General features: G+C 64.5%; 17 protein-coding genes. 9 read left to right on the top strand and 8 right to left on the bottom strand.

Annotated elements, in window-relative coordinates:
- Positions 1-6 precede the first annotated feature (6 nt).
- Positions 7-1362 carry an MFS transporter gene (locus ACFUOZ_RS04085; RefSeq protein WP_377545047.1) on the top strand — a complete coding sequence of 452 codons (1356 nt, stop codon included), beginning with the start codon at positions 7-9 and terminating at the stop codon, positions 1360-1362.
- A 30-nt stretch (positions 1363-1392) separates the two neighbouring features.
- Here ACFUOZ_RS04085 and ACFUOZ_RS04080 read toward each other — a convergent pair whose 3' ends face one another.
- Entirely contained in the window at positions 1393-2352 is a 960-nt protein-coding gene (locus ACFUOZ_RS04080) for a helix-turn-helix domain-containing protein (protein ID WP_377545045.1), read from the bottom strand.
- Positions 2353-2538: 186 nt separating this feature from the next.
- Here ACFUOZ_RS04080 and ACFUOZ_RS04075 point away from each other — a divergent pair, with 186 nt between their 5' ends.
- On the top strand, positions 2539-4029 hold the full coding sequence (locus ACFUOZ_RS04075; protein ID WP_377545043.1) for an APC family permease: 1491 nt from the start codon (positions 2539-2541) through the stop codon (positions 4027-4029).
- Between the two features lie 13 nt (positions 4030-4042).
- Here the strand turns inward: ACFUOZ_RS04075 and ACFUOZ_RS04070 are convergent, their stop codons facing one another.
- The gene (locus ACFUOZ_RS04070; RefSeq protein ID WP_377545041.1) at positions 4043-4786 is read right to left on the bottom strand and encodes an IclR family transcriptional regulator; all 744 of its coding nucleotides are present in this window, start codon (positions 4784-4786) and stop codon (positions 4043-4045) included.
- A 124-nt stretch (positions 4787-4910) separates the two neighbouring features.
- On the opposite strand from ACFUOZ_RS04070, the gene ACFUOZ_RS04065 reads away from it, so the two are divergent.
- Positions 4911-6245, top strand: a complete 1335-nt coding sequence (locus tag ACFUOZ_RS04065) for an MFS transporter (RefSeq protein ID WP_377545039.1) — start codon at positions 4911-4913, stop codon at positions 6243-6245.
- 83 nt (positions 6246-6328) lie between these two features.
- On the opposite strand, the gene ACFUOZ_RS04060 is transcribed toward ACFUOZ_RS04065, so the two are convergent.
- Positions 6329-7012 (bottom strand): phosphoribosyltransferase, encoded by a 684-nt coding sequence (locus ACFUOZ_RS04060; RefSeq protein WP_377545037.1) that lies wholly within the window; start codon positions 7010-7012, stop codon positions 6329-6331.
- 71 nt (positions 7013-7083) lie between these two features.
- Between ACFUOZ_RS04060 and ACFUOZ_RS04055 the strand changes: the two genes are divergently transcribed.
- Positions 7084-7497, top strand: a complete 414-nt coding sequence (locus ACFUOZ_RS04055) for a MarR family transcriptional regulator (RefSeq protein ID WP_377545035.1) — start codon at positions 7084-7086, stop codon at positions 7495-7497.
- Positions 7498-7524: 27 nt separating this feature from the next.
- On the opposite strand, the gene ACFUOZ_RS04050 is transcribed toward ACFUOZ_RS04055, so the two are convergent.
- The 5 genes from ACFUOZ_RS04050 to ACFUOZ_RS04030 all read right to left on the bottom strand — a co-directional run bounded on the left by ACFUOZ_RS04050 (position 7525) and on the right by ACFUOZ_RS04030 (position 12279).
- Positions 7525-8355 (bottom strand): alpha/beta fold hydrolase, encoded by an 831-nt coding sequence (locus tag ACFUOZ_RS04050; protein ID WP_377545033.1) that lies wholly within the window; start codon positions 8353-8355, stop codon positions 7525-7527.
- A 1-nt stretch (position 8356) separates the two neighbouring features.
- Positions 8357-8686 (bottom strand): biotin/lipoyl-containing protein, encoded by a 330-nt coding sequence (locus ACFUOZ_RS04045; protein WP_018776287.1) that lies wholly within the window; start codon positions 8684-8686, stop codon positions 8357-8359.
- Positions 8679-9713: an alpha-ketoacid dehydrogenase subunit beta gene (locus ACFUOZ_RS04040; protein ID WP_377545030.1), complete on the bottom strand. Its 1035-nt coding sequence runs from the start codon at positions 9711-9713 to the stop codon at positions 8679-8681. Before ACFUOZ_RS04040 ends, ACFUOZ_RS04045 begins: the two co-directional genes overlap by 8 nt.
- On the bottom strand, positions 9706-10755 hold the full coding sequence (locus tag ACFUOZ_RS04035) for a thiamine pyrophosphate-dependent enzyme (RefSeq protein WP_377545028.1): 1050 nt from the start codon (positions 10753-10755) through the stop codon (positions 9706-9708). The genes ACFUOZ_RS04040 and ACFUOZ_RS04035 overlap by 8 nt, the downstream gene beginning before the upstream one ends.
- Before the next feature lie 138 nt (positions 10756-10893).
- The gene (locus ACFUOZ_RS04030; RefSeq protein ID WP_377545026.1) at positions 10894-12279 is read right to left on the bottom strand and encodes an amino acid permease; all 1386 of its coding nucleotides are present in this window, start codon (positions 12277-12279) and stop codon (positions 10894-10896) included.
- A 174-nt stretch (positions 12280-12453) separates the two neighbouring features.
- On the opposite strand from ACFUOZ_RS04030, the gene ACFUOZ_RS04025 reads away from it, so the two are divergent.
- From ACFUOZ_RS04025 to nadC, 5 genes are all read left to right on the top strand, one after another.
- Entirely contained in the window at positions 12454-12927 is a 474-nt protein-coding gene (locus ACFUOZ_RS04025) for an Lrp/AsnC family transcriptional regulator (RefSeq protein WP_377545024.1), read from the top strand.
- A 112-nt stretch (positions 12928-13039) separates the two neighbouring features.
- Complete coding sequence (locus ACFUOZ_RS04020) at positions 13040-13759, top strand: NUDIX domain-containing protein (protein ID WP_377545022.1); 720 nt, start codon at positions 13040-13042, stop codon at positions 13757-13759.
- Positions 13756-15063: a quinolinate synthase NadA gene (nadA, locus tag ACFUOZ_RS04015; protein ID WP_377545020.1), complete on the top strand. Its 1308-nt coding sequence runs from the start codon at positions 13756-13758 to the stop codon at positions 15061-15063. The genes ACFUOZ_RS04020 and nadA overlap by 4 nt, the downstream gene beginning before the upstream one ends.
- A gap of 37 nt (positions 15064-15100) precedes the next feature.
- Entirely contained in the window at positions 15101-16771 is a 1671-nt protein-coding gene (gene nadB, locus ACFUOZ_RS04010) for an L-aspartate oxidase (protein WP_377545018.1), read from the top strand.
- On the top strand, positions 16764-17642 hold the full coding sequence (gene nadC, locus ACFUOZ_RS04005; RefSeq protein ID WP_377545016.1) for a carboxylating nicotinate-nucleotide diphosphorylase: 879 nt from the start codon (positions 16764-16766) through the stop codon (positions 17640-17642). Before nadB ends, nadC begins: the two co-directional genes overlap by 8 nt.
- The last annotated feature ends 13 nt before the right edge of the window (positions 17643-17655 follow it).

Raw genomic sequence — 17655 nt, 5'->3', positions numbered from 1 at the left:
GGATTAATGGAAAAATCTACTGTGGCCACTGAGCCCGCTTCACACGCAACCCCCCGGCGCTCACGATTGCCAGGCCGCTTCGCCCGGCTTCCCGAACTGGCAGGCCCGGGGTTCCTGCCTTTGGGGCTGTTCGCCCGCCTGCCTCTGGCCATGCTGACCGTGGGCACCCTGACCCTGGTGACGGCAGTCAGCCACTCCTACGCTATCGGTGGCATGGCCGCCGGAGCTGTTGGCATCGGGTCGGCCCTCGGAGCACCGGTCCTTGGTTCACTGGCAGACCGCGCAGGCCAGCGAGTAGTGCTCCTTATCGCAGCAGTGGTCAACACCCTCGCCGTGGCCGCCCTCTTGGCTACGGCCTACCTCACCCCGGCTTACGGCTCGCCGGCAGACGCTGTGGGAGTGCTCATCGCGGCCTTCCTGGCCGGCGCCAGCTGCCCGCAGGTCGGTCCAATGGCCCGTGTCCGGTGGATGGCATTGACCACCAGGAACCTCTCACCGGCCGCAACCGGAGGCAGCAGAAGCGTGGCCTCCAACAGGGCCGACCTGGACACGGCCCTGTCCTATGAAGGCACCGCCGACGAAATCACCTTTGTCCTGGGACCGGCTTTGGTGGGTCTGCTTGCAAGCCTCGTAGCGCCTTGGTTGCCGCTCGCCTTGGCGGCCGTTATGACCATCACGCTGGTTCCCGCCTTTGCCGTGCACCCCAGCCAGCTTGCTGTGATGCCCGCACCGCGGGTACCGGGTGGCGGCGTCGAAAGTTCCGGAGAACAGAGAACGGCACCTACGCGCCGCCGCCGATGGTCCGGTGCCGTGGTGGCAGTTCCCGTGGTGGCGATGGTGTGCATGGGCACGTTCTTCGGTGCCACCCAGAATGCGCTCAGCGCCTATTCCGCCCAGTACGCGACGGCCGAGATCGCTGGACTCCTGTACGCGGTGATGGGCCTTAGCTCGGCCGTTGCGGCCCTGTCCGTGGCTTTCTGGCCGCAGCGTTTCAGCCTCGCCTCACGGTGGGTTGCCGCCGCACTGGCCATGACGGGCCTGTCGGTGCTGCTGCTTCTGCCGTCGGGCATCTGGCCGATGGTCTTCGTGCTGCTGCTCCTCGGTATCCCCGTGGGCCCGGTGATGGTCACGGTCTTCAGCATCGGAGGGGTGGTAGCGCCGGCTGGTCGCATGGCGACGGTCATGACGGCCCTGGCCAGTGGGATCGTGGCGGGCACCGCCCTGGGGTCCTACCTGTCGGGCCAACTTGCTCAGACCCAGGGGCCGGCGGCTGCGTTCTCGGTCTCCATGGGCGCCGCAGCTGGTCTTCTGCTGCTGGGTGCCGTCACGTGGCTGGTCATGAAGCGCCGGCCCCAGGCGTAGCCGCACCCACAACCGGCAGATCTACTGATGCTACGCGCTGTTCCGGTAGCCAGTGGGGGAGTTGCCGAAGGCCGCCCGGAAGATCCTGCTGAAGTGGGCGGCGTCGGTGAAGCCCCAGCGTGCAGCGATGGCGGTGACGGGACGGTCCGCGAGGACCGGGTCCCTCAGGTCGCGCCTGCACCGCTCAAGGCGCCGCTGCCGGATGGACGATGCCACGGTGGTGCCGATTTCCTGGAAGAGGTCGTGCAGGTGCCGAGTGGAGATATAGTGCGCTGCGGCGATGGTGCCGGGGGAGAGTTCGGGATCTCCGAGATTGGCTTCGATGTAGTCGTGGATGCGGCCCAGCAGCAGAAGATGCGGGTCCCTGCCGGTTTCGATGAGTTGGTCGAGTTCGCCGTTGAAAAGCGTAGTTACCAGGTCCAGGGCGTTATGAACCAGGCGCAGGCCATTGGTGCCGGAGAGGGCCTCAAGGTTGTCAGCGAGCTTCACCAGGAACGGGCTGATGAGTTCCCCCAGGCCTTGATCGCCCGGTATCCGAAGCGCCGTAACGTGCCCCATGGCCTCCGCCGGCAAGTCGAGCAGCACGTGCGGGAACATCAGCACCAAGGTGCGGAAGTCGTCGTCGAAAGTGAGCTGGTAAGGGCGGGAGGTGTCGTAGATGGACAGATCGCCCGGGCGAAGCACCGCCTCCCGTTCGTCCTGGACCAGCCGGCCCGAGCCAGCCAGTTGGATGCTGAGCTTGAAGAAGCGGCCCGTGGATCCGGCGATCAACTCCGGAGTGCGCAGGACAGTATGCGGTCCCGCGGTAACTTCCACCACCGAGATCTGGCCCAGTACCCGGGCCCGCATCAGGCCGTGGAAAGCCGAGTCCCTCGGGCCGGTTGCAGCCAAGGGAACGAAGGACGCAGAGATGGCCCGGCTCCACTCCTGGAACGACTCCGCGACGATGGTTTGAACGGTTGCGGGGTCCGTGTGAGCTGCGATGGTCATCGGACTCCCTTCGTGAGCTTGCCCACGATTCTACACCGGTCACCCCTGCCGGAAGCGGCGTGCGTGCTCCGACAAATACCCTGCCGTGTGAGACAAGTCACGCAGTGTTCCTGCGGTGGAAGATTGCGGAAACACCACGTGCCGCGCCCTTCTCCCGCGGCACCAAGGCAGGAGCAGGAGCACACTATGAGCGTGGACAACCCCGTCAAAGGCAGGACCGCTGGCACCGTCAGCACAGAGCGGCGGCTGGGCGTACCGGCAGTGACCTTCATGATTATCGCGGCCTCTGCGCCGCTGACCGTTCTGGCGGGGGGAGTGACCACCACATTCGGCGTGACCGCAGTGACCGGCGTGCCGTTGTCGTTCCTGGTGTTGGGCGGGATCCTGGCGCTGTTCGCCGTGGGGTATGCGGCCATGAGCCGCTACGTCACCAACGCGGGCGCCTTCTACGCCTACATCGCCCAAGGCATTTCGCGGCCGGCCGGTGTCGGGGCTTCGTTGATAGCCCTGATGGCGTACAACCTGATGCAGGTAGGCATCTACGGGTTGTTCGGCTTCACGGTCTCATCCCTGTTGTCGGCGCGGCTTGGCATCAGCGTGCCGTGGTGGATCCCGGTGCTGGTGTGCATCGCCATCGTGGGGTGGCTCGGGGTCAACAGGGTGGATCTGTCTGCGAAGGTCCTTGGCGTCCTGGTAGCCCTGGAGTTCCTGGTGGTCATTGTTTACGACGTCATGAGCCTGGCAGTGGCTCCCGAAGGTGTCAGCGCAGCGACCTTCAGCCCGGAAACTCTGTTCGTTCCAGGTGTTGGGGCGGTCCTGTCCTTCGGCATTGCCGCCTTCATGGGATTTGAATCCGCCGCAATTTACGGCGAAGAGTCCAAAGACCCCCAGCGCACCGTCGCCCGGGCCACCTTTGCGGCGGTGGGCATTATCGCTGTTTTCTATGCCGTTTCAGCCTGGGCCATGACTGTGGGAACGGGCCCCTCCGCGGTGGTCGAGACCGCTGCCAACAGCGGCCCGGACATGATTTTCGCCTTCCTCGGCGAACACGGTGGGTTGCTCCTGAGCGACATCGCCCAACTCCTTTTTGTCACCAGCCTTTTTGCGGCCCTCGTGAGCTTCCATAACGCGGTGGCGCGGTACTTCTTCTCCCTTGGCCGCGAACGTGTACTTCCGGGAGCGCTGGCCAAGGTGCGTGCGGACAGCGGCGCGCCGTTCGCGGGTTCGCTCGCGCAGACGGTGATCGCCGTCGTCGTGACTGTTGGTTTTGCCATCGCGGGCTCCGGTTCCGAACTCGGCGAACTGTACCCCGTCCTGACCATGTTCACGTGGCTGACCAACAGCGGTGCCCTGGGGCTGGTGCTGCTGATGACAGTTGTATCCGTGGCCGTGATCGGCTTCTTCCGAAAGAACGGGCACGGCGCAAGCCTCTGGGTACGGTTGGTTGCGCCGGGCTTGGGCTTCGCCCTGCTGACCCTCGTCCTGGTGCTGATTGTGTCCAACTTCAACGTGTTGCTGGGCCAGTCGGAGTCCACGGCTGCCAGCTTTGTCCTGCCCCTGTTGGTCCTGCTTCCGGGGGTTGCGGGCATCATCTGGGGCTTGCGCCTGCGGCGCTCGCAGCCGGCGTTGTATGCACGGATTGGCCACGGCTCGGAGAATGGCTGGCAGGATCAGTGACTGCGCCGCGGGCTCAGGCCAGTTGGCTTTCGATGCGGGCGGCACTGGCTGCCAACGCCTGGCCCACCTCGTCGGCGTCCTGGTCCAGGCGGATATAGACGACGGCGATCGCGGCCGGTCGACCGCCGGGAACCTTGATGGGGGCGGCAATGGAGGACAATCCGGCGACTACTTCGTCATGGCTGGTGGCGTAGCCGATCCGGCGGGCTTCATGGGCTTCAGGCCGGTACGGGTTGCCTGCTCCCACCTGCTGCCAACGTTCTTCGGTCATGGTTGATTGAATGGCAATGCCGGGGGCGCCGGTGCTGACGGGGTGCCGGCTCCCGGGATGTTGCGCGAGGGCCGCGCCTGTGTGGCGCGGTTCAACCGTCACCAGGGTGACGCATTCCTGGTGGTCCCACACAGCGATGAAGGCTGTCATGTGCAGCGTGTTTGCCAATTGAGTGAGCTCGGGCAGGGCGGCGGTTTGCAGGTTCCTGGAGACTCCGCTGGCCAGGACTGAGAGGCCGGGGCCGGGCTGGACCCGCCCGGAGTCGTCGCGGACCACCAGGGAATGGTCCTCCAGGGTCCTGAGTATGCGGTAGGCGACAGAGCGGTGCACGCCCAGGGCTTCGGTGAGTTCTCCGATGCTGAGGGGCCGGTCGGCTGCGGCGAGGATCTCCAGGGCGCGGATTCCCCGGGAGAGTGTTTGCGACGGCGGGACTTGGGTCGCCGTCGGCTGGCCGTTGACGCCGCTGCGTGGATTCATGCGACCCATCCTATGTTGGCGGCGTGTTGACAGGGCTGTGCTTTGAGTCACAGCTTGTAGTATGGTTTCCTAACTGACCGTTCTGTCGGTTTATGCACGTCTCGCATCGCACCTTCACCCCAATGGAGTTCCAATGACCGCAACTTCCACTGTCGACTCGCCGACGGGCCCAAGCAGCAAGCGCGAAGAGCGCCGGGTTCTGGCGGGAACCCTGGTGGGCACCACCATCGAGTGGTACGACTTCTTCATCTTCGCCCAGCTCACCGCCACCCTGCTGGCACCGTTGTTCCTGTCTCCCCTGGAAAAGTCCAACCCGGGAGTCGCCCAACTTCTGTCCTTTGCCACCATCGGCATCAGCTTCCTTTTCCGCCCTCTCGGCGCGTTCGTGGCAGGCCACTTGGGCGACAAGATGGGACGCAAGGCCGTACTGGTCATGACCTTGGTGATGATGGGGGCGGCTACTGCGCTGATCGGCGTCCTTCCGACGTACGAGACGATTGGTCTTTGGGCGCCGGTGCTGCTGATTTTCCTCCGCGTGGTCCAGGGCTTCTCGGCCGGCGGCGAATGGGGTGGGGCTGCCCTCATGGCCGTGGAGCACGCCCCCATCAAGAAGCGCGGGCTCTTTGGCGCCTACCCCCAGATTGGCGTGCCGATCGGCATGATCCTCGCCACGGGGCTGTTGTTCTTCCTGCAGTCGGGTATGTCGAAAGAGGCTTTCACTGCCTGGGGTTGGCGGGTGCCGTTCCTGCTGTCCGTGGTCCTGATCGTGGTGGGCTACCTGATCCGTCGCGCGGTTGGTGAGAGCCCGGTCTTCAAGGAACTGGCGCAGCGCAAGGCTGAAAGCAAAGCGCCCCTGGGCGAGCTTTTCCGCAAGAACAAGAAGGAAGTTGTCCTCGCTGCGTTGATCTTCATCGCCAACAACGCCGCCGGCTACCTGCTTATTGCCTTCTTCATCTCCTACGCCACGAAGGCACTGAAGATGCCGGCACCCCAGGTTCTGCTGGCAACCACCATCGCGTCCTTCGGTTGGCTCATCTTCACCATGGTGGGTGGCTGGCTCTCCGACAAGATCGGCCGCGTGAAGACGTTCCTGATTGGCTATGCCCTGGTGTTTGCGTGGATGATCCCGATGTTCGTACTGATCGACAGCAAGGACATCCTCCTCTATGGAACCGCGCTGTTCGTGCTGACCATCGGCCTCGGCCTTTCCTATGGTCCGATGTCCGCCATGTACGCCGAAATGTTCCCGGCCCAGGTGCGCTACTCGGGAATCTCCATCGGTTACGCACTGGGTGCGATCCTGGGTGGTGCATTTGCGCCGTTGATCGCCCAGGCACTTCTGGATTCCACCAAGTGGTCCGGGTCCGTGGGCCTCTACATCATGGGCCTGTGCGTCATCTCCGCCGTCGGCGTTATCCTTGCCAAGGAAACCCGGGGCCGGCCGCTGGGCTACAGCGCCCACCACTAGAAGAATAAGAACAGCGGGTGCGGTCCGGTTCGGACCGCACCCGCTGCTGTTTTAACACCTGCAAAGACTAAGGTCCGACGGCGCTACTTGCCGCTGCTGACTCCGGCGCCTTGCAGCTGGACCACCACATCGGCGTCGGATAGCTGCTCGAAGTGCTGGTAGAAAGCACCCACCGCGTGAAACTTGCCCGGAGTGTGCAGGGCCATGACGACGTCGCACACCCGCGCCAGCGATGAGGACGCCTCCAAGGATGCAACGGGAACGGCAGCAATCACGGTCTTCGCACCGCTGGCCCTGACGGCTTCGACGGCGGCACGCATGGTGGCTCCGGTAGCGAGGCCATCGTCTGCCAAGACCACTGTCTTCCCGCGGAGATCGTGGTCTGTGCCGGGGTACTCCTTGGCCCGGCGCAGCAGCTCCGAGCGTTCCTGGGCTTCCACGGAGTCCAGTGCGGACTGCGGGATACCGCGGGCGAGGATGAGCTCCTTGAGCGGCCTGTTGATGATCCGGAGCACGTCGCCACCGGCCCACGCCAGTGCGCCAAAAGCAGTTTCATCCCTGCCCGGGATACCCAGTTTGCGCACCAGCACGGCGCCGAAGGGCAAGTAGAGCTCAGCGGCTGCTGCGGCGGCCACCGGGACACCTCCCCGGGCGAGCCCCAGGACGATGGTATCGGGACGCTCCCTCAGCTGAGGGAGTGCTTCAGCCAAGCGCCGACCGGCTTCCGGCCGGTCCTTGAAACGCATGCCCATCTGCTCCACTTCCACGTCTTCCAGTGCTCTCCCAAGCCTACCTTCCGCACCTTGCCCACCGCCCCCTCCACTGAAAGCATGGCCTTGTGAACAAGCCCATCGGATATTGGATCAAGAGGCTGGACGCTGCACTGGAGGTCCAGTTGGATCGCACGCTGGCGCGGATCAGGCTCACCCGCCGTCAATGGCAGACCCTGGCCGCCCTGGCAGATGGTGCCATGATTCCGGACCAGCTCGAAGAAGTGCTGAAGCCTTTGTGGGGTGGCGATGACCGCCTGCGTGAGCGTGAACTGGCTGCTTTGGTGGGGCACGGAATGATCACCATGATCGATGACCGCCTGGCACTGAGTGAGCGTGGGCGGGAAAGGTACCACCAGGCGCAGCAGCTGGTGGAAGATGCACGCCAGGATCTCTCGATGGGAATCGGCATCGACGAATACGCCATGGCCGTCAGTGTCCTGGAGCGCATGAGCATTAACGCCGAACGGCTGGCCCGCTAAGGGACCAGCCGATCGGCAGTTTGAGGCCTAAACTCCCAGGAATTCGATGGCGGCCTCCTTGAAGGCCCTGCTGGTGATCACGTTGGTGTGGGTGCGCCCCGGAATGACCAGGGATTCGACCATCCCACCGCGTTTGGCGGCCAGCGAGGCAAGCTCAGGCATGGTTGCTGCCCGTTCGTCCTTTTCACCGGCGACCAGCAGAAGCGGCATGTGCGGGGCTGCCTCGGCAGGATCGAACGGCTCGCCCTTGATGGCCTCAATGAGGGACAACATGGCGAACAGGTTGTTGCTGGGCAGCAGCTGGGCCATCTTCAACAGCCCGTTGGTGGATTCGTCCTCGATGGGAGTGCCGTCAGCGAGGTGCCGTTGGGCGGCAGCCAGGTCGAAAGCGGCCAAGGGGTCAGCTGAGCTTGGACCGCCCAGGACGACCCTGTGGACGAGGTCCGGCTGCGTGGCACCGAATTCCCACGCCAGCCGGGATCCCAGCGAGTAGCCGATGACATCCAGCCCGGTGGAGGGGTCGCCGTCCCGCAGGGGCCGGGCTCCGGCGTCGGTCACTATTTGCAGGAGGTCCGCACGGATCCGGCTTGGCGTGTAGGAATCCAGGTCTTCGGGGGAGTGGCTCCGGCCGTGTCCAGGAAGGTCCACGGTGATGATCCGGCGCCCGGCCTCCTGAAGAGTGGTGATCCAGCCGCTGTCTGCCCAGTTCAGTTTGCTGGAGGAGGAGAAGCCATGAATCAGCAGGACGGGTCGGAGCCCGGCGTCGGCAGCCGGCTCATGAACTTCCACGAACAGTCCGGGATCCGTACCTTCCACGGTGTGTCTGTGCTGTTCCACGGTGTGCCTGCCGGTCATCATGTCAGTCCTCATCGAGTACGGCGCTCAGGCGGACCCGGCGCTTGGGTGCTTCGTCCTTCGGAACAGTGCCCACGATTCCGGCGGTATCGTCCGGAACCTCGAACACGATCAGCGGAGCGCCCACGTTGATGGTTTCCCCGGGCGCTCCGTGAATACGGACAACTTTACCCGCCTGGGGGCTCGGCAATTCGAGTGCGGACTTGCTTGTTTCCAGCTCAACGATGGGTTGGTTGCGTTCCACCTGCTGTCCCGGTTCCACCAGCCAGTCCAGCACGGTGGCCTCGATGAGGCCTTCGCCCAAATCCGGAAGAGGGAAGGAAATTTCAGCCACGGCGGTACTCCAGTACTCGTTGGATCCCAAAGAGGATGCGGTCGATGTTGGGAATGTATTCGTCCTCCAGGTCGCCGGAGGGGTAGGGCACGTCAAAGCCGGTGACCCGTTCCACCGGGGCCTTCAACGTGTCGAAGCACTGTTGGGTGATGAGCTGGGAGACTTCGGCGCCAAGGCCTGAGGTCAGTGGCGCTTCATGCACGACGACGGCGCGCCGCGTCTTTCCCACGGACCTTGCCAAGGCCTCGGTGTCGATCGGCTTCAGCCAGCGCAGGTCGAGGACTTCGACGTCAATACCGTCCTCCGCGGCGAGCTCGGCCACTTGGAGGCAGCGGGACACCATGGCGCCCCAGGCAACGAGCGTCAGGTGCCGGCCTTCCCTCGCCACGCGGGCTCCGGTGAGCCGGTCGTCGTCGGACGTCGTATCCACCGGTCCCTTCTGCCAGTAGCGGGACTTTGGTTCCATGAAGATGGCCGGATCCGGGCGCGTGGCCGCGTACTTGAGCAGGTGATAGGCGTCGTGCGGGTTCGAAGGTGAGACCACCTTGAGCCCTGGTACGTGGGCAAAGAGGGCTTCCAGGCTCTCGCCGTGGTGCTCGGGAGCGCGGATACCGCCGAAGCTGGGCACGCGCAGGGTGATGGGCATGGGCATGGTGCCGCGGCTTCGGTAGTTCATCCGGGCGATCTGGCAAACAATCTGGTTGATGGCCGGATAGGCGAAGCCATCGAACTGGACCTCGGGAATGGGGTGGAAACCGGCCATGGCCAGCCCCACGGACATGCCCAGGATGCCCGATTCGGCGAGCGGGGTGTCAAAGACGCGGTCTTCGCCATGCTTGGCCTGGAGGCCGTCCGTGATACGGAAGACGCCCCCGAGGCGCCCGCAGTCCTCGCCGAAGATGAGGGACTTGGGGTTATCGGCCAGTACCTCATCGAGGGCGAGGTTCAGGGCCTGCTGCATGGACAGTTGTTCGGTGCCGGCCACGTCAGTGTTCGTGGAGGGCATTGCGGTGATGGTCTCAGACATGTTCTGACTCCTCGCGCCACGCGGTGGCCTGGGATTGAAGGGCGGGAGTTGGCTCCTGGAAAACCAGGCCGAACATTTCGGCGCCCGGGCGGGGGCCGAGGTCCTGGATTCCTGCGCGGATGGTTTCCACTTCTTCCTCTGCCTGGCGTTGGGCCCCGGCAAAGAAGGCCTCGTCTGCCACGCCGTCGCCGAGCAACCGCTGCTTGAACCGCGCCAGGGGGTCCTCGCCGGCGTCCAGGCGTTCCTCCTCCAGGCTGCGGTAGCGGCCGGGGTCATCGGCGGTGGAGTGTGGTCCGCGCCGATACGTCATGGCCTCGATCACCACCGGACCGTTGCCGTTCCGGCAGTGGGCGAAGGCGGACCGGGTGGCCTCGTACACGGCGACGACGTCGTTGCCATCGACCTGCAGTGCCGGAATGCCGTAGCCGGCGGCCCGGGCTGCCACGGATCCTCCTGCCACCTGGCGTTCGGTGGGGACAGAGATGGCCCAGCCGTTGTTCTGGATGAAGAACACCACCGGTGCCTTCATGACAGCTGCGAAGTTCATGGCTTCGTGTACGTCGCCCTGGGAGGAAGCGCCGTCGCCGAAGTAGGTCATGGCCACGCCCGATTCCCCGTCAGGGCGGGAGAGCGTCTGGCCGTGGGCCCAGCCGACGGCGTGCAGTACCGAGCCGGCCACGACGGCCTGGATAGGCGCGAACCTGGACTCCATGGGGTTGTACATCCCGCCGTGCCACGTCGCCTTGTGGGTGGACATATAGCCCACCATGTCGAGCTCCATGGCTCGAGCCACACCCATTTCACGGTAGGTGGGGAACACGAAGTCCCGGCTCCGGTCCACGGCGTATCCGCTGCCCACCTGGGCTGCTTCCTGCCCGAGTTCGGGCGCGTATCCGGGGATGATTCCTTGGCGTTGCCATGCCACCGCTGAGGTGTCCAGGTGCCGGACCACTGCCATCAGCGTGTAGAGCTCGCGGAGTTGGTGGTGGGTGAGCGGGGCGGCGTCCTCGTCGACGGCGGCCAGCGTGGGTTTGGTCGTCATGGCTGTGACCCTAGTCACCGACATGGCCTCTTCGCAATAAGCTCAGTGTCAAGCAAACACTTTGTACAAGTTGAACAAGCAAAGAAGCCCTGCACGGTACAAACTGTGCAGGGCTTCCAGGATGTTGCTGACAGAAGACTAGCCGACGCGGTGCGTTTCCTTGCCGGCTTTTGCCCTGGCGTTGAGGAAGCATCCGGCGGCAATCACCAGGATAAGGAGGAACGTGCCTATGAGCTGGCCGGCGCTCTCCGGGTTGGCGAAGCCGACGACGAAGATGATGCCCAGCAGGACCAGTCCCACGATGGTGAGGTAGGGGAAGCCCTTCATGCGCAGGGGCAGCTCAACGCCTTCGCGGTCTGCCCGGCGGCGCAGGATGAACTGTGAAACCAGCGCGGTGCCCCACACCACCAGGCAGGTCGAGCCGACGAGGTTCAGGAGGGCGGGCAGGATTTTCTCCGGGAACAGCAATTCCAGGATCGTGGCGACGAAGCCGAAGGCCACCGAGATTCCGACGGCGGCTACGGGCACCTTGGCGCCGCTCAGCTTCGACAGGAGCCGTGGAGCTTCGCCGCGCTCGGAGAGGGAGAAGATCATGCGGGACGCGCCGTAAAGGTTGGCGTTCAAGGCCGAAAGCAGCGCTACGACGGCCACCAGAGTGATGGCGGTTCCGGCGCCGGGAATTCCGGCGATGTCGAGAACTCCGGCGAAGGGGGACTTCAGGCCATCCGAGCCCACGGGCAGAACGGCGGCGATAACAAAGACCGAACCGATGTAGAAGACCAGGATGCGCCACACCACCGTGCGGATCGCCTTGCCCACGCTCTGCGCGGGGTTCTCTGTTTCGGCTGCTGCGACGCTGACAATTTCCGTGCCGCCGAAAGCGAAGATCACGACGAACAGGGCGGCGGCCATGCCACCGATGCCGTGGGGTGCGAAGTCGCCGAAGGCGGAGAGTCCGGGGGAGGGGACGTTCGGAAGCCAGCCGAAGAGCAGGGCGGCGCCGATGAGCAGGAAGATGACGATCGCTGCGACCTTGAGGATGGCGAACCAGAATTCGAATTCGCCGAAGTTCCGCACTCCCACCAGGTTGATTCCGGTGAAGACCACCATGAAGACCAATGCAAGGATCCACACGGGGATGACCGGCCATACGGAGAAGAGCAGCCCCGCAGCTCCCAGGGCTTCGGCGGCAATGACTACCACCAATTGCAGCCACCACAGCCAGCCGATGGTTCCGCCTGCGGTTTTGCCCATGGCCTTCTCTGCGTAGACCGAGAAGGCGCCGCTGTTGGGGTTGGCTGCCGCCATTTCGCCCAGGGCCCACATCACCAGGATGATCAAGGTTCCGGCAATGAGATACGAGATCAGGACTGCCGGCCCCGCGGCCTGCACGCCTGCGCCGGAACCGAGGAAGAGGCCGGCGCCGATTGCGCTGCCGAGCCCCATCATGGTCAGTTGCCTCGGTTTGAGCGAATGCCCAAGGCCTGAGGTTGGGGCAGGAGCCGCGATGGACTTCGTTGTCATACGTGTCTACCTTCTATGGATTGCAAACGGGTTTGGCGTGCCCGCCTCGTGGGCTGGGCAAGCGGGCGTCGACGACGCAGCAAGAGCCGTGGAATAATTCTCGCAGTTTGTAAGATACATCACTTTTTGCTTAGGCGATGTGATGGGTAGGGATCCCCGGGGACAGGAACTTTGATGCTGGTCGATGCGCTTGATGCAAAAATTGTACGTTTTTTCACTGATTCGCCGCGATCTTCCGTGCTGGAGGCATCCCGGGTGCTCAAAGTTGCGCGCGCCACGGTGCAGTCCCGGATCGACAGGATGATCGAAAACGGAGTCATTGGTTCCTGGGTTCCGCAGCCGGATCCGGCCAACTTCGGCTTCCCGGTGGTTGCGTTCTGCTCGGTCACCATCACCCAGGAGATCGGCCATGACGCCATTATCCAGAGCTTGAGCGCCATCCCCGAGATCATCGAAGTGCACACCGTGACAGGCAATTCGGACCTGATGGTGCGGATCGCGGCACGGTCCAATCCCGACATGCAGCGGGTCCTGGACGCCATGATCGCCACCAAATCCGTGGTGCGGTGCTCCTCGGTGATAGTGCTGAACAGCCACATCCAGGGCCGGACCCTGCCGCTGATGGAGGCTGCCGCCAAGTCCATGTGACGCATGGCATTTTGCTGGAGGACCGCAGAGTCGTACCATTAGTTCTAGTCAATATGACTTTAACTAGCGCAGTCCGCACCGCAGGGGCTGCTCCAAGCGGCGATGAAGCGAGGTGTACGCCGTGAATCCAAGCTCCGCCAACGTCGCCGAAAGGCGGCTCGCACCGCCGTCGTTGGCTATTTCCACGGTGATTTTCGCCCTCCGCCCCAGCGAAAAATCCGGCAGGCCCACCCTCTGGCTCCCGTTGGTCCGCCGGATCCGGGAACCCTATAAAGACATGTGGGCCCTCCCCGGAGGCCCTTTGGCCCACGACGAGTCACTGCAGGACGCAGCCTCCCGCAACCTCCGCGAGACCACGGGCCTCACGCCGCACTACCTGGAGCAGCTCTACGCCTTCGGTGGCCTGCATCGCTCGCCCAGCCAGCGTGTTGTCTCAATCGTCTATTGGGCCCTGGTACAGCCAACCGAGGCGGCGCTCGCCGACGAATCCGAGAATGTGCGGTGGTTCCGGGCTGACAAGGTCGGAGACCTCGCCTTCGACCACAAGGCGATCGTGGACTACGCCCTCTGGCGCCTGCGCAACAAGATGGCCTACGGATCCATTGCCTACCACCTGCTGGGGGAGTACTTCACTTTGGCGCAGGTCCGTGAAGTCTATGAAGCGGTCCTGGACCGCCAGCTCGATCCCGCGAACTTCCGCCGCCACATCAAAGCCACACCGGAAATCGAAGAAACCGGTGAATATCTCCAGGGCGGAAAACACCGTCCCCCACGCCTCTACCGCTTCACCGGAACACCCGGCCTCGGGCCAGACAACAGGAGTACACCATGAGCAGCGTCAACACCGCCGTCCAGCTGATCACCCGCGAAGAAGCCGAGAAGGGCCTCTCCCGCGCGGGATCAACCTGCAGCCCGGCCCTGGCAAGGGGCCCATGGGAGTACGACCTCGCCGAAGCCCTCTCCGGAGCACCCGCCTACGGTCCGGGCGCGTCGAGCGAAGACGTCGCACCGCCGGCAACGCCGCGCCAAGGCCAGCTGCCGGAAGAGTACAAAAAGGCCAGCGACGCCGAACTTGACGCCCGCATCCGGGCCGCCAAGGCGGCACTCGGGGACCGTGCCGTCATCCTCGGCCACTTCTACCAGCGTGACGAGGTCATCCAGTACGCGGATTTCGTGGGTGACTCGTTCCAGCTGGCCAACGCTGCGCTGACCAAGCCTGACGCCGAAGCGATCATCTTCTGCGGCGTGCACTTCATGGCCGAAACCGCCGACATCCTCTCCACCCCGGAGCAGGCGGTGATCCTGCCCAACCTTGCCGCCGGCTGCTCAATGGCCGACATGGCCGATGAGGACTCCGTGGAGGAGTGCTGGGAGCAGCTTGAGGAAATCTTCGGCACGGAACCCGATGCGGCAGGCCGGGTTCCGGTCATCCCGGTGACCTACATGAACTCTTCCGCCGCGCTGAAGGCATTCTGCGGACGCAACGGCGGCATCGTCTGCACCTCGTCCAACGCCAAAGTGGTCCTCGAATGGGCCTTCGAACGCGGCCAGCGCGTCCTGTTTTTCCCCGACCAGCACCTGGGCCGCAACACCGCAAAGGCTCTGGGTGTTCCGTTGGAGCAGATGCCGATGTGGAACCCGCGCAAGGAACTGGGCGGAAACGACGAACAGGCGCTGCTGGATTCACGGGTCATCCTCTGGCACGGCTTCTGCTCCGTCCACAAGCGCTTCAACGTGGGCCAGATCGAAAAAGCCCGCCAGGATTTCCCGGGCGTCAACGTCATCGTGCACCCGGAGTGCCCCATGGAGGTAGTGGACGCCGCCGATTCGGCGGGCTCCACCGATTTCATCAAGAAGGCGATTGCCGCGGCCACCGAACCCACAACCTTCGCCATCGGCACCGAGATCAACATGGTGAACAGGCTGGCCGCCGAGAACCCGCAGCACACCATCTTCTGCCTGGATCCCGTCATCTGCCCGTGCTCCACGATGTACCGCATCCACCCTGGCTACCTTGCCTGGGTTCTTGAGGAGCTCGTCGAGGGCCGCATCGTCAACCGCATCACTGTGGACGACACCGTCCAGGACAACGCCAAGATTGCCCTGGAGCGCATGCTGGCCGCCAAGCCGGCATAGCCACAAGGCACCCCACCTAGTTCGAATCGAGCCCCACATGACTACAGAGAGCCCGGCCGCAAGGCCCGCCCCCGGACGCTTGATCGTCGTCGGAAGCGGCATCGCCGGCCTGTACTCTGCCCTGCTCGCCGCTGAGGCCGGCGCGGAGGTGGTGCTGCTGACCAAAGGTGCGCTCGCGGACAGCAACACCTACTACGCTCAGGGCGGGATTTCAGCCGTACTGGACGAACCTGCACCCGGTGACACCGTGGCCGCCCACGTCGCTGACACCCTGCGTGCAGGCGCCGGGCACTGCAATGAAGAAGCGGTGCGGGTGCTGTGCTCGGAAGCGCGGATGGACATCGCGGGGCTTGAGCGGTTCGGCGTTCGTTTCGACCTCGACGACGACGGCGGCACGGCGCTGGGGCTCGAAGCGGCGCATTCAGCTCCACGTATTCTCCACACGGGAGGGGACGCCACCGGTGCGGGAGTGGCGGCGGCATTGATCTCCTCCGTGCTGGATTTCCAGGCACAGGGCAGGATCACGGTGGTCGGGCACGCCCAGGTCACTTCCCTTGCTTCCAACGCCGGTCGCGTGGCCGGCGTCGACTTCCTTCACGAAGGACGCCCCCAAAGCCTCCGCGGCGACGCCGTGCTCCTCGCCACCGGTGGTGCCGGCCAACTGTTCGCCCAAACCACCAACCCCTCCGTCGCGACGGCGGACGGCCTGGCACTTGCGTGGCGGGTCGGAGCTGCCGTGGCCGATCTCGAATTCTTCCAGTTCCACCCCACCTGCATGGTCTCCGGGCCGGAAGCAGGCGCAGCCGGCGGCGATGCGCACCCCCTGCTTATTTCCGAGGCCGTCCGCGGTGAAGGTGCACTCCTTGTTGACGCCAACGGCTACCGTTTCATGCCCGGCTACCACCCCGACGCCGAACTGGCGCCCCGGGACGTCGTCTCCCGCAGTATCGCCCTGCACCTTGCCGCGCTGGGTGACCCCAACGGCCATGTCTATCTTGATGCCACGGTCATTGAGGAACTGCGCGGTGCGGGCTTCCTGGAGAAGCGCTTCCCGACACTAAGCCGTCACACCCGGCAGGCAGGCGTGGACTGGACCAAGGAACTTGTGCCCGTGGCGCCGGCCGCGCACTACTGGATGGGCGGCGTGGTGACCGACCTCCATGGCCGGACCAGTGTTCCTGGCCTGTACGCGGCGGGCGAGGTTGCGTGCACCGGCGTGCAGGGGGCCAACCGGTTGGCCAGTAACTCGTTGCTTGAGGGACTCGTGTTCGGGCGGCGGGCTGTGGAAGCGTTCCTTGGTGACGACCGCAGCGCCACAGCCCCCTTGGCGCCTGCGCTCGGTGCGGTGGAGGACCTGTCCGCTGGGCCGGGTGCTCATGATGGGTTCTCCAGGGGTGCGTTGCGGCGGCTTATGACTGCCAAGGCCGGGGTGCTTCGGAGTGGGGTGTTGCTTGCCGAGGCTGAGGCTGCGCTTGAGGCGTGGGCTGAGGACGTGCTGCCCTTGGATGTTCCTGGTTCCCTGGAAGTGCGGGAGCATGAGGATGCCAATCTGTTGCTGGCAGCCCAGCTGCTTGTGCGTGCCGCCCGGGAGCGGCGGGAGTCGCTGGGGGCGCACTACCGCAGCGACAACCTGACCCAAACAGCCGCCGTCGTCGATTTTGACAAGAGTTACACCATGAGCCGGAAAGCGAGCCTCGTCCATGACTAACCTGACCCTTCCTGCCGCACCCGTGCGGGACATCCTGGAGCGGGCCTTTGCTGAGGACGCGCCCAGCGGCGACATCACATCCCAGCTGCTCATCCCGGCCGAGGCGCGGGCAGTCGCCGTCCTCAACGCCCGGGTGCCGGGCGTCTTCAGCGGCGGCACTGTTTTCCGCGACGCCATGAAGATCGTTGACTCCGACACCGAGGTCGAATTGCTGCTCGCCGACGGTGAAACCTTCGACGCCGGAACGCACCTCGCGCGCGTCAGCGGCAGCGCACGGTCGGTACTGATGGCCGAACGGGTGGGCCTGAACCTGGTGCAGCGCATGAGCGCGATTGCCACGAAGACCGCAGAGTTCGTCCGCTTGGTGGAAGGAACGCGTGCGCGAATTACTGATACGCGCAAGACCACTCCAGGGCTGCGCGTGCTGGAACGCTACGCTGTGCGCTGCGGCGGGGGCGCAAACCACCGCTACAGTCTTTCCGACGCCGTACTGGCCAAGGACAATCATCTGGCCGTCATGACTGGTGGTGACGCCAGCAAGCTGACCGAACTGCTCATCGCAGCCAAAGCCCAGCTTGGCCACACCACGCACTTCGAGGTCGAAGTGGACAGTGCCGAACAAATCGAACCCGTACTGGCTGCGGGGGTGGACACCATCATGCTGGACAACTTCTCCCTGGAGGAACTGCGAGCCGGAGTCAAGCAGGTGGACGGGAGGGCGATCGTGGAAGCAAGCGGCAACGTCAACCTCGACACCGTCACCGGCATCGCCGCAGCAGGAGTCGATGTAATCTCAATCGGCGGGCTGACCCACAGCGTGAACGCGCTGGACCTCGGCCTGGACATCGAACTCACTCCAGGCCTGAACTGAAAGCCGTGTCCTG

This window comes from Paenarthrobacter sp. NPDC057355 (genome assembly GCF_042667405.1).
GTDB lineage: Bacteria > Actinomycetota > Actinomycetes > Actinomycetales > Micrococcaceae > Arthrobacter.
The sequence above is the reverse complement of the archived record's forward strand: the minus strand, read 5'-3'. Positions and strand labels throughout refer to the sequence as shown.